At 59.4% G+C, this 18,895-nt stretch carries 12 protein-coding genes; 7 read left to right on the top strand and 5 right to left on the bottom strand.

The genetic code is table 11. From position 1 onward, the window contains the following. Positions 1-95: 95 nt before the first annotated feature. Entirely contained in the window at positions 96-1,841 is a 1,746-nt protein-coding gene (ngg, locus tag ACP3TY_RS05135) for an N-acetylglutaminylglutamine synthetase (RefSeq protein WP_053122502.1), read from the bottom strand. Positions 1,842-1,844: 3 nt separating this feature from the next. Further along, positions 1,845-3,617 carry an N-acetylglutaminylglutamine amidotransferase gene (locus ACP3TY_RS05140; protein WP_212548994.1) on the bottom strand — a complete coding sequence of 591 codons (1,773 nt, stop codon included), beginning with the start codon at positions 3,615-3,617 and terminating at the stop codon, positions 1,845-1,847. Between the two features lie 316 nt (positions 3,618-3,933). Here ACP3TY_RS05140 and ACP3TY_RS05145 point away from each other — a divergent pair, with 316 nt between their 5' ends. Further along, a complete protein-coding gene (locus ACP3TY_RS05145; protein ID WP_426619356.1) occupies positions 3,934-8,754 on the top strand; it encodes an NEL-type E3 ubiquitin ligase domain-containing protein in 4,821 nt (1,606 codons plus the stop codon). A 3-nt stretch (positions 8,755-8,757) separates the two neighbouring features. Here the strand turns inward: ACP3TY_RS05145 and mnmC are convergent, their stop codons facing one another. Continuing rightward, positions 8,758-10,737 carry a bifunctional tRNA (5-methylaminomethyl-2-thiouridine)(34)-methyltransferase MnmD/FAD-dependent 5-carboxymethylaminomethyl-2-thiouridine(34) oxidoreductase MnmC gene (mnmC, locus tag ACP3TY_RS05150; RefSeq protein ID WP_426619357.1) on the bottom strand — a complete coding sequence of 660 codons (1,980 nt, stop codon included), beginning with the start codon at positions 10,735-10,737 and terminating at the stop codon, positions 8,758-8,760. 227 nt (positions 10,738-10,964) lie between these two features. On the opposite strand from mnmC, the gene pap reads away from it, so the two are divergent. Both pap and ACP3TY_RS05160 read left to right on the top strand, forming a co-directional pair. Then, a complete protein-coding gene (gene pap, locus ACP3TY_RS05155) occupies positions 10,965-12,479 on the top strand; it encodes a polyphosphate:AMP phosphotransferase (protein ID WP_401243362.1) in 1,515 nt (504 codons plus the stop codon). A 102-nt stretch (positions 12,480-12,581) separates the two neighbouring features. Continuing rightward, on the top strand, positions 12,582-13,766 hold the full coding sequence (locus ACP3TY_RS05160) for a thiolase family protein (RefSeq protein WP_212543758.1): 1,185 nt from the start codon (positions 12,582-12,584) through the stop codon (positions 13,764-13,766). A 135-nt stretch (positions 13,767-13,901) separates the two neighbouring features. On the opposite strand, the gene ACP3TY_RS05165 is transcribed toward ACP3TY_RS05160, so the two are convergent. Continuing rightward, positions 13,902-14,096: a DUF6316 family protein gene (locus ACP3TY_RS05165; RefSeq protein WP_212543757.1), complete on the bottom strand. Its 195-nt coding sequence runs from the start codon at positions 14,094-14,096 to the stop codon at positions 13,902-13,904. A gap of 211 nt (positions 14,097-14,307) precedes the next feature. Between ACP3TY_RS05165 and ACP3TY_RS05170 the strand changes: the two genes are divergently transcribed. Continuing rightward, a complete protein-coding gene (locus ACP3TY_RS05170) occupies positions 14,308-15,261 on the top strand; it encodes a DMT family transporter (RefSeq protein WP_426619358.1) in 954 nt (317 codons plus the stop codon). Positions 15,262-15,345: 84 nt separating this feature from the next. Here the strand turns inward: ACP3TY_RS05170 and ACP3TY_RS05175 are convergent, their stop codons facing one another. Continuing rightward, positions 15,346-16,740: a class II fumarate hydratase gene (locus ACP3TY_RS05175; RefSeq protein WP_426619359.1), complete on the bottom strand. Its 1,395-nt coding sequence runs from the start codon at positions 16,738-16,740 to the stop codon at positions 15,346-15,348. 194 nt (positions 16,741-16,934) lie between these two features. Here ACP3TY_RS05175 and ACP3TY_RS05180 point away from each other — a divergent pair, with 194 nt between their 5' ends. The 3 genes from ACP3TY_RS05180 to ACP3TY_RS05190 all read left to right on the top strand — a co-directional run bounded on the left by ACP3TY_RS05180 (position 16,935) and on the right by ACP3TY_RS05190 (position 18,879). Next, positions 16,935-17,456: a DUF2059 domain-containing protein gene (locus ACP3TY_RS05180; RefSeq protein WP_053122485.1), complete on the top strand. Its 522-nt coding sequence runs from the start codon at positions 16,935-16,937 to the stop codon at positions 17,454-17,456. A gap of 12 nt (positions 17,457-17,468) precedes the next feature. Continuing rightward, the gene (locus tag ACP3TY_RS05185) at positions 17,469-17,768 is read left to right on the top strand and encodes a BolA family protein (RefSeq protein WP_158835708.1); all 300 of its coding nucleotides are present in this window, start codon (positions 17,469-17,471) and stop codon (positions 17,766-17,768) included. Positions 17,769-17,937: 169 nt separating this feature from the next. Next, complete coding sequence (locus ACP3TY_RS05190; protein WP_053122483.1) at positions 17,938-18,879, top strand: rhodanese-related sulfurtransferase; 942 nt, start codon at positions 17,938-17,940, stop codon at positions 18,877-18,879. Positions 18,880-18,895: the final 16 nt, after the last annotated feature.

Here is an 18,895-nt window from a genome sequence, read left to right on the forward strand (position 1 = left end):
GTGGGAATGCAGCCCGGGACGCTCTGCGTCCCAAATGGACGCGGAGCGTCCGGTGAGGCGTTCCCACGCAGAGCGTGGGAACGATCAGGAAGGGGTTAAATGGCCGGCTGACTGTGCGGAAACAACAAATCAACAAACCGCTCAGCCGTCGGCTGCGGTTCATGATTGGCCAACCCGGCGCGCTCGTTGGCCTCGATAAACACGTACTCCGGCTGATCCGCCGCCGGCACCATCAAATCGAGGCCAACCATGGGAATGTCCAGCGCCCGCGCCGCACGCACCGCCGCGTCGACCAGCGTCGGATGCAGAATCGCCGTCACATCCTCCAGCGTGCCACCGGTGTGCAGATTCGCGGTACGGCGCACAAACAAATGCTCACCCGCCGGCAGAATGCTGCTGTAGTCATACCCGGCCGCATGCAAGGTGCGCTGGGTTTCGTGATCCAGTGGAATCTTGCTCTCGCCACTGGTGGCCGCTTGCCGGCGTCGACTTTGCGCCTCAATCAACGCGCCAATCGAATGCTGACCATCGCCAACCACTTCCGCCGGCTTACGAATCGCCGCCGCGACCACTTCAAAACCGATCACCAGAATTCGCAGATCAAGGCCTTCGTGGAAACTCTCCAACAGCACTCGGCTATCAAACTGTTTCGCCGCTTCGATGGCCTGCTGCAGCTCTTCGATATTCTGCAAATCCACCGCAACGCCCTGGCCCTGTTCACCGTCGAGCGGCTTGACCACCACCCGTTGATGCTCATCGAGAAAGGCCAGATTGTCGTCGGCATTGCCCGCCAGTTGCTGCGACGGCAGATTCAGACCGGCCGCTTTCAGTACTTTGTGCGTCAGGCTTTTGTCCTGACACAGACTCATGCTGATCGCGCTGGTCAGGTCGCTCAGCGATTCACGGCAACGAACGCGACGGCCGCCATGGCTGAGCGTAAACAACCCGGCGTCGGCGTCATCCACTTGCACATCAATGCCGCGCCGATGCGCTTCTTCAACGATGATCCGCGCATACGGATTGAACTGCGCCTCCGGCCCAGGGCCAAGAAACAGCGGTTGATTGATACCGTTTTTGCGTTTGATCGCGAAGGTCGACAGGTTGCGAAAACCGAGCTTGGCGTAGAGGTTTTTCGCCTGACGGTTGTCGTGCAACACCGACAGATCGAGATAGCTCAAACCGCGACTCATAAAATGCTCGACCAGATGACGCACCAGCACTTCGCCGACACCCGGCCGTGAGCACTGCGGATCAACCGCCAGGCACCACAGGCTGCTGCCGTTTTCCGGGTCGTTGAACGCCTTGTGATGATTCAGGCCCATGACGCTGCCGATCACCGCGCCGCTGTCCTCATCCTCGGCCAGCCAATATACCGGCCCGCCCTGATGATGCGGGGTCAGCAGGGTGGAGTCGATCGGCAACATGCCGCGCGCCTGATACAACAGATTGATCGCCTGCCAGTCCGCCTCATTCTGCGCCCGGCGAATGCGGAAGCCGCGAAACACGCGGGTGGCCTGACGGTAATCGCTGAACCACAAACGCAACGTGTCGGACGGATCGAGAAACAGCTGTGTCGGTTCCAGCCCGAGAATCTGCTGCGGCGCAGCCACGTACAGCGCGATATCGCGTTCGCCGGGCTGCTCGTTGAGCAGTTCCTGCGCCAACGACGCCGGGTCAGGAAAGGTGTGGCCGATCAGCAACCGGCCCCAACCGCAATGCACCGCGATCGGCTCGGCGGCCAGCGCGCTGCCGTCTTCAGCCAAGCGTGCCTGCAAGCGTTCATAGGACGGAGTCTGACCGCGAATCAGGCGTTGGTTGATGGCCGTGGCGTGGGGTTTCATCGATCAGATTCCTTGTTCACTGAGCCACAGGTTCAGAGCAGCCAGTTGCCACAGTTTCGAACCGCGCAACGGCGTCAGTTGGCCTTGCGGGTCGGTCAGCAATTTATCGAGCATGGCCGGGTTGAACAGGCCGCGATCCTGACTCGGATCGAGCAGCAGTTCGCGCACCCAGTTCAGCGTGTCGCCTTGCAAATGCTTGAGGCCCGGCACCGGGAAGTAGCCTTTTTTACGGTCGATCACTTCACTCGGAATGACCCGGCGCGCGGCTTCTTTCAGCACCTGTTTACCGCCATCCGGCAGCTTGAATTTGCCCGGCACACGGGCCGACAGTTCAACCAGTCGGTAGTCGAGAAACGGCGTACGCGCTTCCAGGCCCCAGGCCATGGTCATGTTGTCGACGCGTTTGACCGGGTCATCGACCAGCATCACCGTGCTGTCCAGACGCAGCGCTTTGTCCACGGCAGCGTCGGCGCCGGGCTGTGCGAAATGTTCCTTCACGAAGTCGCCGGCAGCGTCATTTGCAGTCAGCCATTTCGGTTGCACGGTGGCGGCGTAGTCGTCATAACTGCGGTCGAAAAACGCGTTGCGATACGCCGCGTACGGGTCGGCCGCGCCGTCGACTTGCGGGTACCAGTGATAACCGGCGAACAATTCATCCGCGCCTTGGCCGCTCTGCACCACCTTGCAGTGCTTGGCTACTTCACGCGACAGCAGATAAAAGGCGATGCAGTCATGGCTGACCATCGGCTCGCTCATCGCGCGGAACGCGGCGGGCAATTGTTCGATGATTTCTTTTTCGTCGATGCGCAGCTGATGGTGCTGCGTGCCGTAGTGTTTGGCGATCAGATCGGAGTACTGGAACTCGTCACCGCGCTCGCCGCCGGCATCCTGAAAACCGATGGAAAAGGTCGACAGATTCTCCACGCCGACTTCACGCAACAGACCGACGAGCATGCTCGAATCGACACCGCCGGACAGCAGCACGCCGACATCGACGGCGGCACGTTGACGAATCGCCACCGCTTCGCGAGTGCTGTCGAGGACGCGGTCGACCCAGTCTTCCAGCGTCAGATTTTTCTCGTCGTCGTGTGGGCCGTAAGGCAGCGTCCACCAGGTTTTCTGCTCGGTGGTGCCATCGGCTTCAACGCGCATCCAGCTCGCTGGCGGCAGTTTTTCGATGCCAGCCAGCAAGGTGCGCGGCGCAGGCACCACGGCGTGGAAATTCAGGTAGTGATTGAGCGCCACCGGATCGAGGATCGGGTTGATGTCGCCGCCCTTGAGCAGCGCCGGCAGGGCCGAGGCAAAACGCAAACGCTGACCGGTGCGCGATAGGTACAGCGGCTTCACGCCGAGACGGTCACGGGCGATAAACAGACGCTTGGCATCGCGCTCCCAAATGGCAAAGGCGAACATGCCATTGAGTTTAGGCAGCAGCGCTTCGCCCCAGGCGTGATAGCCCTTGAGCAGCACTTCGGTGTCACCGCCGGAATAGAAGGCATAACCCAGCGCTTCGAGCTCAGCGCGCAATTCCGGGAAGTTATAGATCGCGCCGTTGAAGGCCAGCGACAGGCCGAGTTGACTGTCGACCATCGGCTGCGCCGAACCGTCCGACAAGTCCATGATTTTCAGGCGACGATGGCCAAGGGCAATCGGCCCTTGAGCATGAAAGCCCCACGCGTCAGGGCCGCGAGGCGCCAGGTGATGGGTGATTCGCTCGATGGCTGCAAGGTCTGCAGGTTGTTGATCAAAACGTAACTCGCCAGCTAATCCGCACATAAAGTCCTTACCGGTTTTTCCGTTGGGGAGGGTATTTCTTCAGCGGCCGACATGGCCGGTACTCAGAAACTGACCCGGTGCGGTTGTGGGAGTTTTAGAACGATGAGTTATAAGCGCGTATATCCGACAGCGCGTAATGACAAAGCGAGGGCCGCACCACTTACCAAATGATCGAATTTAAATGGCGGTATATAGATATTTTATCGGTGCAAAAAACTGCTGAATTACCGGGGTTTCAGCCGTTTTTTTAGGTTTTTTATTTTTCCTCGGTATTGATATGGTCGTCGTTCGAACCCGCAATAAAGGACTATTGCAGATGCCGACCACAGAAATAAAAACGCAGTCTCAAGATCTGACTTTGAACACGTTGCTCGACGCCACTGGCGATCTGGACAGCGCCGAAGCCTTGCAAAAAAACCTGCCCGCTTTTTTGCTGAAATGTTCAGCCACCCAACTCGCGGCGATTGATCGAACCAGTCGAGAGTTGCATGCCGTTCAACTGACAGTCGAAAAGGAGCTGGCCACGCTCAAGCCGTTGCACTCCTTTTGTATCGATGAACTGAACGTTGCGCTGCGCCAGAAATGGCCGGTGGATTTCGACGTAGAAAAGGATTTTCTGAGCCTGCCCGGTGCCGATTGCGGCTGCGAGCCAATATCGACAGATGAAAACGGCGTAAAAACCTTTCCGGCGGCCACGCAGACGTTGCTGCAGGCCGCCATGCAGAATTTCACCGAAGAGGAAGCAGCCGGCGGATTTCCCGTCGGCAGTCAGGTCGTCGTACAAAGCACTCCGGGCGGCGTAAGCGGTTTGACTGTGGCAGCCTTTGCCGGGCTATGCCGAGAGCTGGATCTTGGTAAACGCTATCAGGCGCATTTTCAGCAGGTTTTCGGGCCTTTGGAGGGTGACGACAAGGCCGTGGTGCGCAACGCCATGGTTCACGACATTGCGGACATGAAAAAGCTGTCGTTGCAATTGGACACCCAACTCGCCGCCATCAAAAATCACATCACCCCTGCCGGGTTGCAGACTGTGCAACGGCTAATTGACGCCGAGGGTGTGGTGTCGGCGGCAACGCTGCTCTACAACAAACAGACACTGATGATGCAAGGCCTGGAGATTTTCGACAGCTGCGTCTGGGGTGTCGTGGTGTTTTGCGCCCATTCGTTCGAATCGCATCCTCAGGAACCGTGCCTGGTGTATATGGCGGGAGAGCCCGAGCGCGCGTTGTACGAGTACCCGAGCTTCAATGCGTTCAAACAGTACCTGACGCAAAAGTTGAAGGATCGGCGCTACAAGGATTACTTCGCCAACAGCATTGATGAAGATGACAAGGCAGATTTTTTCAAGGCTGTCGCCGATTCCGCTGAGCTGGGATCCATCAAGTCGTTGCCGATCACGGTGCCGCTGTTCGAGTTCATGGTGCAAAGTCACGTAGGCAAAATGCAGGTTGATGCACGCAAGCTGGCGGTGCCGACCGCCGACATTGATGACGATGCACGCAGCAAACGTCTGCTGGATTTTCTCCAGCTCGGTGTCACCGTTGCCTCCGTCGCAGGATTTTTTGTACCGGTGCTCGGCCAACTGATGATGGGCGTTGCGGTAGGGCAATTGCTTGGCGAGGTGTATGAAGGCATCGAGGACTGGCAGCGGGGCGACCAGCAGGAAGCGCTGTCACACCTGCTCAGCGTGGCGGAAAATATTGCACTGATGGGCGTGTTCGCGGGTGGCCAGAAAGTCGTTGGCACGCTCGGACGCGATCTGGTGCGTTCACATCCGGCGTTCTTCGGCCAGTTCACCGCGATTTTCAATCAGGCCGGCAAACCACGCCTGTGGAAACCTGATTTAAGCCCTTACGAGCGTGACCTTCCGCGCGGATTCACGCTGGCTGAAGGAACCGAAGAACTGCATCAGATCGGCAGCACGGAGTACGGCCGCGTCGGGCACCGGATTCTTGCGGGCACTTTCGATTCGACATCGCGTACCTGGCGCCTGCAACACCCTGGACGCACTGAAGCGTTCTCCCCTGTACTTGAACGTCACGTCGAAGGTGGCTGGCGCACTCCGGCCGAAGACACAGAACAGTGGCGCAGCGCGGCGTATACCCTCAAACGTATCGATCCACAGCTGTGTGATTTTACAGATGCCGAACTGGACATGATGCGCAGGATCAGCGGCGACCGCTACGAAGAATTACAGCGTGCCTTGCGCGACGATCTGCCGCTGTCATCCCGGCTGCGCGACAGCGTAGAGCGACTGCGTACGGAGCGACGGTTACGCGTGCTCATCGCCGAGCTTGAGCGGGGCGAAACCCACTCAGGGCAACCTGTGCATGAACAGTTGCGTGCGTTGTCGAAGCTGCCCGGCTGGCCCACAGACCGTTACATCGCGGTCACCGATGCCGCGGGCGAAGTCACCGCAACCTACCCTCTCACTGCGGTGCGCGACGATCGTCTCAGTGTGGTGATCACTGAAGATCAATTGGCCGAAGGTCAATTGCTGCAAACGGTGATCGATGGTTTGTATCAGAAGGAAGTCGATGCCTTGCTGGGGGGCGATCCCGGTCGTCAGAACGGACGCGAGATTCTCGCTAAAAAACTCGGCTCACGGCTCAAGGCTGATCGTCCGGCGGTGTTCCAGCGAATGTATGAGCGCTATGACCGGATCGAGGCTGACGATGTGCAGAAGCTGCGCAATACGTTTGTCGAGCTGCCGGCGCGCCATGCGCAGCGTCTTATCGATCAAGCGCCGAGTGTCGAGCGTCTGCACCTGCGCTCTACCGGTCGAGTGCCTGTCGGTCTGGCGCAGAAGGTCAGGGCCGCGACCCATCAGGTACGTGTTGATCGTGCGCTGATCGGGCTTCATTTGCCGGCAACGGCCAACCCGGACACTGAAAAACTGGCCATACAGTTACTGCCCCGTCTGAGCGGCTGGGATGCACAACTGCGGCTTGAGGTACGAGAAAAAACCCTGAAAGGTCCTTTGCTGGAAGCGATTGGTGTCGCGCCGGCGACGCCCTTGAACACCCGCACTTTGGTTAAATCCAATGGCGGGTATGAGGTGTTTGATGGCGACAGCAAATCGCTGGGACGGGTTGAGGCGGGGGCTGACGAGCGCTATCAAGCCATTCTCAAGGCGCTGACTCCTGCGCAACGTGCCGCCGCCGGTTTCCCCGATCCGGTGCCTGCTGATGGGGCTCGACTACGCAACAAGCTGCTTGAAACTGCACTGGACGAGCGCGAGGTGACTGCGCGGATGTTGATCTCCGGCAAGGCTGAGCCGGTTGTTTTCGAGCCGGCTTGTGTGCAGGCCGATCAGGTGATGACGACGACTCATCCGCGAGCATTGCTGCGCAAAGTCTTGAGGCTTTTCCCCAGCTACACCGAAGCCCAGGCCAGCCAATTGATCAATCAGTTGGGCAACGACCCGCTGACCCGGGCAACCGGTGTTAAAGCGTTGCGTGAGGATCTGCGCAGCCTGCGCGATGCACTGGAACTCTGGAGCGAGGATGAGCCCGCGATAAGGGCGCTCGGCGGGGACGGGCAAGAGGTGCGTCATAGTCGCAAAGCCACCGCTGAACTGATTGAGGACAGTTTTCGGCGACTCTTATGGGTCAGAGACGCCAATGGCCAACCCGTTTGTACGTTGAATCTGGACGGCATGCGAGTCGGCAAACTGCCCACCCTGCCACCTGGTCTGAAGTTCGACCACATCAAACGATTGTCGTTGAGGAACATGGAGCAAGGCGACGATATCGCGTATTTCCTTCGCTCGTTCAAGCAAGTTGAAACGCTGGAGCTTGATCGCAATAAGCTCACTCGGCTGCCGGAAATTCTGTCGTTCATGCCTGATCTTGGTCGGTTGAGCCTGGCGGGTAACCAGATCAGGCTGACCGAGCAGACGCTGTTGAAGCTGAGCCAGTTGCGCACGCTTCACAGTTTGAATCTGAGCGACAATCCGCTGGGGGCAACCCCGGATGTCAGTCATATGTTGAAATTGCGCTCTCTGGCACTGCGCGAGACCGCTGCTACGGAATTGCCCAAAGGTCTGGCACGTTTGCCGGATCCGGACTGGGTGGATTTGCGCAACAACGAAATAAAGGTATTGCCGGATTGGCTCTTCACAACCCCGCGCCGTTTCAGTGAGGCACTTAACCTGCGATTCAATCCACTGTCCGATGTCAGCAACACGCACCTGTCGAATTACCGGAAAAACATCGGCATCGGCATGGGCTATCTGGATAACGATAATGCCCGTCTCGACGAAAACCAGGCGCGATCGCTCTGGTTCACTGACGGCGCGGGGGAGGACTGGAATCGTCGTAACCGAATCTGGACGGCATTCAAGGATGATCCGAGGGCCGAAGGATTATTCCATCTGCTGGCGGAACTCAGTCATACCGCCGATTCCGAGAAAGCGACCAAGGACATGCATCGGCGGGTCTGGGCAGTACTCGAAGCGGCGGAGCAGCGAGCGCCGTTGTACGAACAGATCCTCGATCTGGCGGCCAATCCGATCAACTGTACGGACAGTGCAGCGATAAACTTCAGTCATCTGGAAATCGCCTTTGAAGTCGACAGGGTGATCAGCCCTGCTGAAAGTCGGGTAAATGGTGCCAAACCCCTGATCAAACTCGGCCGTGGTCTGTTCCGTCTGGATCAGTTGAACCAGATCGCTCAAGAACATGCCGACAAGAATCCGAGCGCCGATCCTTTGGAGGTCAACCTCGCGTATCGCACCGGTCTCGCCGATGACCTGGATCTGCCGGGGCAGCCGCGGTTCATGCGTTATGCATTACTGGGCGGTGTGACCCGTGCTGATCTGGACATTGCGAAGAACAGGATCATTACGACTGAAGCTTCAGCGCAGTGGGTGACGTTCCTGCAGCGCCAGTCATTCTGGTGCGATTACCTCAAACGCACGTTCAGTCGCCAGTTCTCCAATATTGACGAGACGTTTTCACCGCAGCTGGATGCCGTATTTGAACAGGCGAGCACACTCAGTTCCGCCGATTATCTCAGCCAGATGGATGCGATCAGGTTCCAGCGCGAGCTGGCTGAGGAAGCTGTGCTGACACGCCTGACCGACGATGCGATACGTTTGGTTAATCTGGGGATCTGCGCCTTGCCCCAAGGGTAAAAGCTACTTGCCGCGAATCAGACGGCGCAGCGCAAAGCGATTGGGATGGCACGCCTCAGCGACACTTCGCGGCAGCGGCAACGGTTCGTTGTCGAGCCAGGCGGCGAGCAATTCACCCGACAGCGGTGCGGTGATCAGACCGCGAGAACCGTGGCCGCTGTTGACGTAGAGCCCGTCAAGCCACGGGCAGGCCACGTCCGGAACCTGGCGGGCATCTTTGGCTAACGTGGCGTATGCCTGATCGAACGCTTCGCGGTCGGCGAGGGGGCCGACGATCGGCAAATAGTCGGGGCTGGTGCAGCGGAAGGCAGCGCGGCCCTGAAGGTTTTCGACAGGCTGTTCGCTGATGTGCAGACGCGACACGAGGTCGCTGGAGATTTCTTCGAGCATCGCCAGATTGCCTTCGTGTTCGGCGATGGTCGGGGTCAGGTCGTCGCTGTTGAAATCGAAGCTCGCACCGAGGGTATGTTCGCCCAAACGTGCCGGGGCGACGTAGCCTTCGGCGCAGACCACGGTGGTCAGGGCCTGGCTTTCTGCGGTCTCGGCAAGGCGAGTGATTTGTCCGCGAATGCGTTTGAGCGGCAGCTCGGCACTTTGCGCAAAACGTTTGATCTCGGCAGCGCCGGCCAGCACCACGACCGGTGCGCTGGCCAGTAAGCGGTCACCGTCGAAGGCTTGCCACTGATCGTCAACTTTGCGCAGTTCCAGCACATCACGATGGCTGAGCAGTTCGATGTTCGGCTGCGCGGCTTGCGCCTGACACAGCGCCGGTGGATGCACCCAGCCGCCCTCGGGATAGTACAAACCGCCGTGATCCAGGCCGATGCCGGCGCGGTGTTGCGCTTCGGGCTGGTCGAGCCATTGCAGTAAATCCTCGGGGAAGGCTGCAGCCAATTGCGCGTGGCGCTCGGCTTCCTTGGCATTGAACGCCACTTGCAGCACGCCGCAATCGTCCCAATCGGTGCCGCGTTGCAGGGTTTCCAGCAAGCGACGGGTGTAGCCGAAACCGCTGACGATCAATTGCGATAACGCGGTGCCGTGGGCGGAGAGCTTCAGATACAGCACGCCCTGCGGATTGCCCGAGGCTTCTTGCGCCACGCCATCGTGGCGCTCCAGCAAGCTCACTTGCCAACCGCGCGCGGCGAGGCTGGAAGCGGTGGCGCAACCGGCGAGTCCGGCGCCGATTACCAGTGCACGACGTTCGCCTGCCACTGGGGCAGGGCGGGCGAACCACGGCTTTTCCGGGGCGGGTGGCGCAACGTCTGACGGCCAACCGAGGAACTCGCCACGCAGAATTTCCCACTTATGGCCAATGCCCGGCGTGCGTTTCATTTTGAAGCCGGCGGCGTTGAGCAAACGGCGCACCCAACCGGTACTGGTGAAGGTGCTGATGGTCGAGCCGGGTGCCGCGAGTCGTGCCAGTTCGACGAACAGTTCCGCCGTCCACATGTCGGGGTTTTTCGCCGGGGCGAAACCGTCGAGAAACCATGCATCGATCTGCGCATCGAGTTGCGGCAGTTGCTCCAGTGCATCGCCGATCAACAGGGTTAGCGTCACGCGACCGTCGGCCAGGGTGATGCGCTGAAAGCCTTGATGGATGGCTACGTAATGCTTGAGTAATTGATCGGCCAACGGTTTGAGTTCTGGCCACAAGGCCAATGCCCGTTGCAGATCGGCCGGGCTCAGCGGGTATTTTTCGACGCTGACAAAATGCAACCGCGCCCCGGCCAAGGCGTGTTGTTCGAACAACTGCCAGGCACAGAGAAAATTCAGCCCGGTGCCAAAACCGGTTTCGCCGATAACCAGACGACCGCTTGCCGGCAGCGCAGCAAAACGCTCGGCCAGGCGGTTTTGTTCGAGGAACACATAACGGGTTTCATCCAGACCGGACTTGTCGGAAAAATACACGTCATCAAACACTCGCGAACGCGGGCGTCCCTGTTCATCCCAATCGAGTTGGGCGTGGGGCAATACGGGTTTCATGGCAGGCTCGGCAACGTCAAGGCGGCCATTCTAGCCGATCGGGCGAGGGGTGCTTGATCCAAGGCAAGGTCTGATCCAGGGGGCCATGGAAAATGTCAAAAGATCGCAGCCTTCGGCAGCTCCTACAGGGTGAATTGCATTCCAGTGTAGGAGCTGCCGCAGGCTGCGATCTGTTCAGAGGTTGTCATCATCCGCTAGTCTTGCTGAACCCTGGAAGGAGCCGTCCAATGTTTGAATCCGCTGAAATCGGTCACGCCATCGACAAAGACACCTACGAGGCCGCCGTCCCGGCATTGCGTGAAGCGCTGCTGGAAGCCCAGTTCGAGTTGCAGCAACAGAAGCGTTTCCCGGTGATCATTTTGATCAACGGCATCGAAGGCGCGGGCAAGGGCGAGACGGTCAAGTTGCTCAACGAGTGGATGGATCCGCGCCTGATCGAGGTGCGCACTTTCGACCAACAGAGCGACGAAGAACTCTCGCGGCCACCGGCCTGGCGTTACTGGCGGATGCTCCCGGCCAAAGGGCGGATGGGGATTTTCTTTGGCAACTGGTACAGCCAGATGCTCCAGGGGCGAGTCCACGGTTTGTTCAAGGATCCACGTCTGGATCAAGCGATCGCTGGCGCCGAGCGTCTGGAAAAGATGCTCTGCGATGAAGGCGCGCTGATCTTCAAATTCTGGTTTCACCTGTCGAAAAAGCAGATGAAAGCGCGACTCAAAGCGTTGGCCGACGATCCGTTGCACAGCTGGCGCATCAGCCCGCTGGACTGGCAGCAATCGGAGACCTACGACAAATTCGTCAAATACGGCGAGCGCGTGCTGCGCCGCACCAGTCGCGATTACGCGCCGTGGCATGTGATCGAAGGCATGGATGCCAACTACCGCAGTCTGGCCGTCGGCAAGATTCTCCTTGAAGGTTTGCAAAGTGCGCTGAAACGCCCGGACGTGCATCCCCACGATGTCAGTGCCGCGCCGCTGGGTACGCCGGTTGATCATCTGAACCTGCTCGACAGCCTCGACCTGACCCAGCGTCTGGACAAGAAAGATTACGAAGAACAATTGATCACCGAACAGGCGCGCCTGTCCGGGCTGATGCGCGACAAACGCATGCGTCGCCATGCACTGGTCGCGGTGTTCGAAGGCAACGATGCGGCGGGCAAGGGCGGGGCGATCCGTCGGGTGGCGGCGGCGCTCGATCCGCGCCAATACAACATCGTGCCGATTGCCGCACCGACCGAAGAGGAGCGTGCGCAACCGTACCTTTGGCGTTTCTGGCGACATATTCCGACGCGCGGCAAATTCACCGTGTTCGACCGTTCGTGGTACGGCCGAGTGCTGGTGGAGCGCATTGAAGGTTTCTGCACACCGGCGGACTGGCTGCGTGCGTACGGCGAGATCAATGACTTCGAGGAGCAGCTGGCCGACGCCGGGGTGATCGTCGTCAAGTTCTGGCTGGCCATCGACAAGGACACGCAGATGGAGCGTTTCCAGGAGCGTGAAGAGATCCCGTTCAAGCGCTTCAAGATCACCGAGGACGACTGGCGCAACCGCGACAAGTGGGACGATTACCGTGCCGCCGTCGGCGATATGGTCGATCGCACCAGTTCCGAGATCGCGCCGTGGACGCTGGTTGAGGCCAATGACAAGCGCTGGGCGCGAGTGAAAGTGCTGCGCACGATCAACCGCGCACTCGAAGACGCGTTCGAGAAATCCGACAAGCACGCGAAAAAGCACAAGGACTGAACCGATGGACACGCATACGCGGGGTGAATGATTGTCGCGGTCGGCAATGGGGTGGACTTATGCTCGGTTCACTCTCAACCGACAACAATAATGAGGTATGCCATGCGTGAAGTGGTGATCGTCGACAGCGTGCGGACTGGCCTGGCCAAATCCTTTCGCGGCAAGTTCAACCAGACCCGCCCCGATGACATGGCGGCGCACTGCGTCAACGCGCTGCTGACGCGCAATGACATCGACCCGGCCAGCGTCGAGGATTGCATCGTCGGCGCCGGCTCCAACGAAGGCGCGCAGGGCTACAACATCGGCCGCAACGTCGCGGTGCTCTCGCGTTTGGGCACCGGCACCGCCGGCATGACCCTCAACCGTTTCTGCTCGTCGGGCTTGCAAGCGATTGCGATTGCCGCCAACCAGATCGCCTCGGGTTGCAGCGACATCATTGTCGCCGGCGGCGTCGAGTCGATCAGCCTGACGATGAAAAGCGTCAACACCGATCACCTGATCAACCCGCTGCTCAAGCAACAGTCGCCGGGCATCTATTACACGATGGGCCAGACTGCCGAAGTGGTTGCGCGACGTTATGGCGTCAGCCGTGAGGCGCAGGATCGCTATTCATTGCAGAGCCAGATCCGCACCGCGCAGGCGCAGGCGGCCGGGCTGTTCAACGATGAAATCGTGCCGATGTCGGTGAAGTATCGCGTTGAAGACAAGAACACTGGCGAAGTGCAAATTCTCGACGGCGTGGTTGATCGCGATGACTGCAACCGTCCGGACACCACCTATGAAAGCCTCGCCGGGTTGAAACCGGTGTTCGCTGAAGACGGTTCGGTGACGGCGGGCAACTCGTCGCAACTGTCGGATGGCGCGTCGATGACGCTGGTGATGAGTCTGGAAAAAGCCCTGGAATTGGGGCTGAAGCCGAAAGCCTTTTTTCGTGGGTTTACCGTGGCCGGTTGCGAGCCGGACGAGATGGGCATCGGCCCGGTGTTCTCGGTGCCGAAACTGCTCAAGGCGAAAGGTTTGCAGGTGGCGGACATTGATCTGTGGGAACTGAACGAGGCGTTCGCTTCGCAGTGCCTGTACAGCCGTGATCGGCTGGAGATCGATAACGACAAATACAACGTCAACGGTGGCTCGATTTCGATTGGCCACCCGTTCGGCATGACCGGGTCGCGGCAGGTCGGGCATCTGGTGCGGGAGTTGCAGCGGCGTAATTTGCGTTACGGGATTGTGACGATGTGCGTGGGCGGCGGGATGGGCGCTACCGGGTTGTTTGAGGCGGTGCGTTAACCGCCAAAAGATTTGTCGATTGATGTACCGCATTCGCGAGCAGGCTCGCTCCCACAGGGTTCAGGGTGTACATATTTTCAATGTTCACTTGAATCCTGTGGGAGCGAGCCTGCTCGCGAATGAATTCACCACTGACTATCGGCTGGAATCCAGCCCCTGCATCCGCGCAATATAAGCCTGAATTTCCTTCTCAATCTGCTCGGCACTCTCAAACGGCCCTTCAAGGGTATTTTCCCTAGTGCTGAAATACAGTTCGCCATTGACCCGGCACACGCGGTCGCTGCGAAAGTGCGTGGCGGGGGCGTTGTCTTGGGCGCGCATGCCTAACATGATCGGTCTCCTTGGCTGAGGCGCTGGACGGGATCCAATCAGCTCATGCCTGAAGCACTTAACCCGCGCGGCCAGCCGATCAACGGCAGCGCGTCAATTTAATGCTGCGACCTGCACAGTTTCATTCACGTCCTGGCCCCAACTGTCCCTGTGTCGCGCCCGGCGGCACGCCTAGAATGAGCGCACTCGTCAGCAGGCTTTTGGGGTTCGCATGCACATTTCATCCGGTCGCTGGGTTTACGGCTTGTTCCTGGCGCTGCTGACCGCGTTTCTGTGGGGCATCCTGCCGATCAAACTCAAACAGGTGTTGCTGGTGATGGATCCCGTCACGGTGACCTGGTTTCGCTTGATGGTGTCCGGCAGTTGCCTGTTCATTTATCTGGCCGCGGTCAAACGCCTGCCGAGCCGCAAAGTGCTGGGGCCCAAGGGTGGCTGGCTGGTGCTGATGGCGGTGCTCGGCTTGGTCGGCAACTACGTGCTGTATCTGATGGGCCTCAACCTGCTCAGCCCCGGCACCGCGCAACTGGTGGTGCAGATGGGCCCGATCATGTTGCTGATCGCCAGTCTGTTTGTGTTCAAGGAGCGTTTCAGCATTGGCCAGGGCATCGGGTTGTTGGTGCTGTTGATCGGTTTTGTGCTGTTCTTTAATCAGCGTCTGGCGGAGTTGCTGACCTCGTTGTCGGATTACACCGCCGGCGTGTTGCTGGTGCTGTTGGCGTCGACTGTCTGGACGTTTTACGCGCTGGGTCAGAAGCAATTGCTCACGGTGTGGAATTCGTTGCAGGTGATGATGGTGATTTACCTGTTCTGCGCGTTGTTGCTGACGCCGTGGGTGCACCCGCTCGAAGCGCTGGAGCTGAGTCCGTTGCAGAGTTGGTTGCTGCTGGCGTGCTGCATGAATACGTTGATTGCCTATGGCGCGTTTGCCGAAGCGCTGGCGCACTGGGAGGCGTCGCGGGTCAGTGCGACGTTGGCGATTACGCCGTTGGTGACGTTTGGCGCGGTGGCGATTGCGGCAGGGATCTGGCCGGAGTACGTGCATGCCGAGCAGATCAATGGGCTTGGGTATGGCGGGGCGGTGTTGGTGGTGTTGGGCTCGGCGCTGGTGGCGTTGGGGCCGTCGTTGATTGCCGGGCTCAAGGCGCGGCGCATGCGTATGGCCTGAAGATCAAAAGATCGCAGCCTGCGGCAGCTCCTACAGAGAACGCATTCCAATGTAGGAGCTGCCGCAGGCTGCGATCTTTTGTTTTTAGCCCTTGGCCCCAGCCTCAATCATGTTTTCCGGCCGCACCCACGCATCAAACTCTTCATCGGTCAGATAGCCCAACGCCAACGCCGCCTCACGCAACGTCAGCCCCTCGCTGTAAGCCTTCTTGGCGATCTCTGCCGACTTGTCATAACCGATGTGCGGATTCAGCGCCGTCACCAGCATCAGTCCTAGCTCCAGATGCCGCGCCATGACTTCCGCATCCGGCTCCAGCCCGGCAATGCAGTGCTGCTGGAAGTTGCTGCAGCCATCGCCAAGCAGGCGGATCGATTGCAGCAGATTGTGGATGATCACCGGTTTGTACACGTTCAATTGAAGGTGACCCTGACTGGCGGCGATGCCGATCGTCACGTCGTTGCCCAGCACCTGACAGGCGAGCATCGATAGCGCTTCGCATTGGGTCGGGTTGACCTTGCCCGGCATAATCGAGCTGCCCGGCTCGTTGGCCGGTAGGCGCACTTCGGCAAAACCGGCGCGTGGGCCGGAGCCGAGCAACCGAAGGTCGTTGGCGATTTTCATGAGCGCCACGGCGAGGGTTTTCAGTGCGCCGGAGAGGCTGGTCAGCGGTTCGTGGCCGGCGAGGGCGGCGAACTTGTTTGGCGCGGTCACGAATGGTAGGCCCGACAGCGCCGCCAGTTCGGCAGCAATCGCTTCACCAAAACCGTGCGGCGAGTTCAGCCCGGTGCCGACGGCGGTGCCGCCCTGTGCCAGTTCACACACCGCCGGCAGCGCGGCACGGATCGCCCGTTCGGCGTAATCCAGCTGCGCGATAAAACCGGACAATTCCTGACCGAAGGTGATCGGCGTCGCGTCCATCATGTGCGTGCGCCCGGTTTTCACCAGTTTCATATGGCGCGCGGCGAGTTCGGCGAGGCCTCCGGACAGCTCGGCAATTGCCGGCAGCAGTTGTTCCTGCACGGCTTGCGCAGTGGCGATGCTCATGGCAGTGGGGAAACAGTCGTTGGAACTTTGCGAGCGGTTGACGTGGTCATTCGGGTGCACCGGGGTTTTGCCGCCGCGCGGATTGCCGGCCAGTTCGTTGGCGCGACCGGCGATCACCTCGTTGACGTTCATGTTGCTCTGGGTGCCGCTGCCGGTCTGCCAAACGACGAGCGGAAACTGGTCGTCATGCTGGCCGTCGAGGACTTCGTCAGCGGCCTGTTCGATCAGGCGGGCGATGTCGGCGGGCAGGTCGCCGTTGCGGTCGTTGACCCGTGCCGCGGCTTTCTTGATCAGGGCCAGGGCGTGCAGTACCGGCAGCGGCATGCGTTCCTGACCGATGGCGAAGTTGATCAGCGAGCGTTGCGTCTGAGCCCCCCAGTAAGCATCGTCCGGGACGTCGATCTGGCCCAGGCTGTCGGTTTCGATACGGCTCATCGTGCACACTCCTGTTGGTCTGTTTGCGCAGTTTAGGCCGGGTTCGGCCCGGGTGGTTCCATCGAATCGATTGTTGACCGGTAAAACCCCGCCAATCAAGCGCGGCAAGGCTTGGGGGGTTGAGCCGCAGCGATTTTTAGGCGCAGAATGGTCGCCCTTGGGGTTTTACCTCGCTTTGCTTAAAAGGAAACTCGATGACTCGTCTTCGTGCCATCTGTACCGCGGTTGCACTGGTTTGCGCCAGCGGCCAGGTGCTTGCCGATACCGCCAGCCACAACGCCAGTGCCGAAGCTTTCCTGACACTGGCCCACGCTGACAAACTGGGCACTCCGGTGTACATGCAAGTGCAGCAAATGTTCGCTCAGCGCTTTGAGCAGACCAAAGCCCCTGAAGCTAAAAAAGCCGTGCTGGAAACCTACCAGGCCAAGGCCAATGCCGCGCTGGATCAGGCCATTGGCTGGAACAAGCTGAAGCCGGACATGGTCAAGCTGTACACCACCAACTTCAGCGAATCCGAGCTGAAAGATCTGGTCGCGTTCTACCAGTCGCCACTGGGCAAAAAAGTCCTGGAAAAAATGCCGCAGCTGACTCAGCAATCGGCCCAGATGACCCAGGCCAAACTGGAAAGCGCCGTACCGGTAGTCAACAAGCTGCTGGAAGACATGACCAACGAGCTGGCCCCGAAAGGCGCTGCTCCGGCCAAGAAAAAGCCGTAAGCGGAGTTCGTGATGAGCATGCAACAACGCATCGAATCTACGCTGGGCCTGTTACAGCCTGAGCATCTGCAAGTGCTGGATGAAAGCCACATGCACAGTCGCGGGTTGCAGACCCACTTCAAGGCAGTGGTGGTCAGCGCGCAGTTCGAAGGCCTGAACCGGGTCAAGCGCCACCAGAAAGTCTACGGCACGCTCGGCGAGCTGATGGGCGAGTTCCATGCGTTGGCGCTGCACACCTACACCCCGCAGGAATGGGCAGAGACCGGCGCCGCCCCGGCATCGCCGACCTGTGCCGGAGGAAAGCAGCGATGAGCTTCAAGCGGAAAGCTGCAAGTTAAAGGCGAGTGTTCTTGGCTTGCCGCTTGAAGCTCGCCGCTTGAAGCTGCTTTTTTGCTAGAATCCGCAACGCGCCGCTCACCCGGCGCGTTTTTTTTTGAATCCGGTTCACCCTTTGCGAGGGTAGCCACCTGGAGAAATACCCATGACACAACCGATTGTCGTGGCGGCACTGTATAAGTTCGTCACCCTCGAAGATTACGTCAACCTGCGCGAGCCTCTGCTGCAAGCGATGGTCGACAACCAGATCAAAGGCACTCTGCTGATCGCCGAAGAAGGCATCAACGGCACGGTGTCCGGCACTCGCGAAGGCATCGACGGCCTGCTCGCCTGGCTCAAGAACGACCCACGCATGATCGACATCGATCACAAAGAGTCGTACTGCGACGAGCAGCCGTTCTATCGCACCAAAGTCAAACTGAAGAAAGAGATCGTCACCCTCGGTGTCGAAGGCGTTGACCCGAACAAAAAGGTCGGCACCTACGTTGATCCGCAAGACTGGAACGCGTTGATCAGCGACCCGGAAGTGCTGTTGATCGATACGCGCAACGATTACGAAGTGTCGATCGGCACCTTCGAAGGCGCCATTGATCCGAAAACCACCAGTTTTCGCGAATTCCCTGACTACATCAAAGAACACTTCAACCCGGCCGTTCACAAGAAAGTCGCGATGTTTTGCACCGGCGGTATTCGCTGCGAGAAAGCCTCGAGCTACATGCTCAGCGAGGGCTACGAAGAGGTTTACCACCTCAAGGGCGGCATTCTGAAGTACCTCGAAGAGGTGCCGCAGGAAGAAACCAAGTGGCAGGGTGACTGCTTCGTGTTCGACAACCGCGTGACCGTGCGTCACGACCTCAGCGAAGGCGACTACGATCAATGTCATGCCTGCCGCACACCGGTCAGCGTTGAAGATCGCGCCTCCGAGCATTACGTCGCCGGCATCAGTTGCCCGCATTGCTGGGACAAGCTGAGCGAGAAGACCCGCCGCAGCGCCATCGACCGGCAGAAGCAGATCGAACTGGCCAAGGCGCGCAACCAGCCGCACCCGATCGGCTACAACTATAAGCAAGCATCCACCGAGGCTTAATCATGTCTGCACGCCT

Source organism: Pseudomonas rustica (assembly GCF_049959085.1).
Classification (GTDB): Bacteria; Pseudomonadota; Gammaproteobacteria; order Pseudomonadales; family Pseudomonadaceae; genus Aquipseudomonas; species Aquipseudomonas rustica.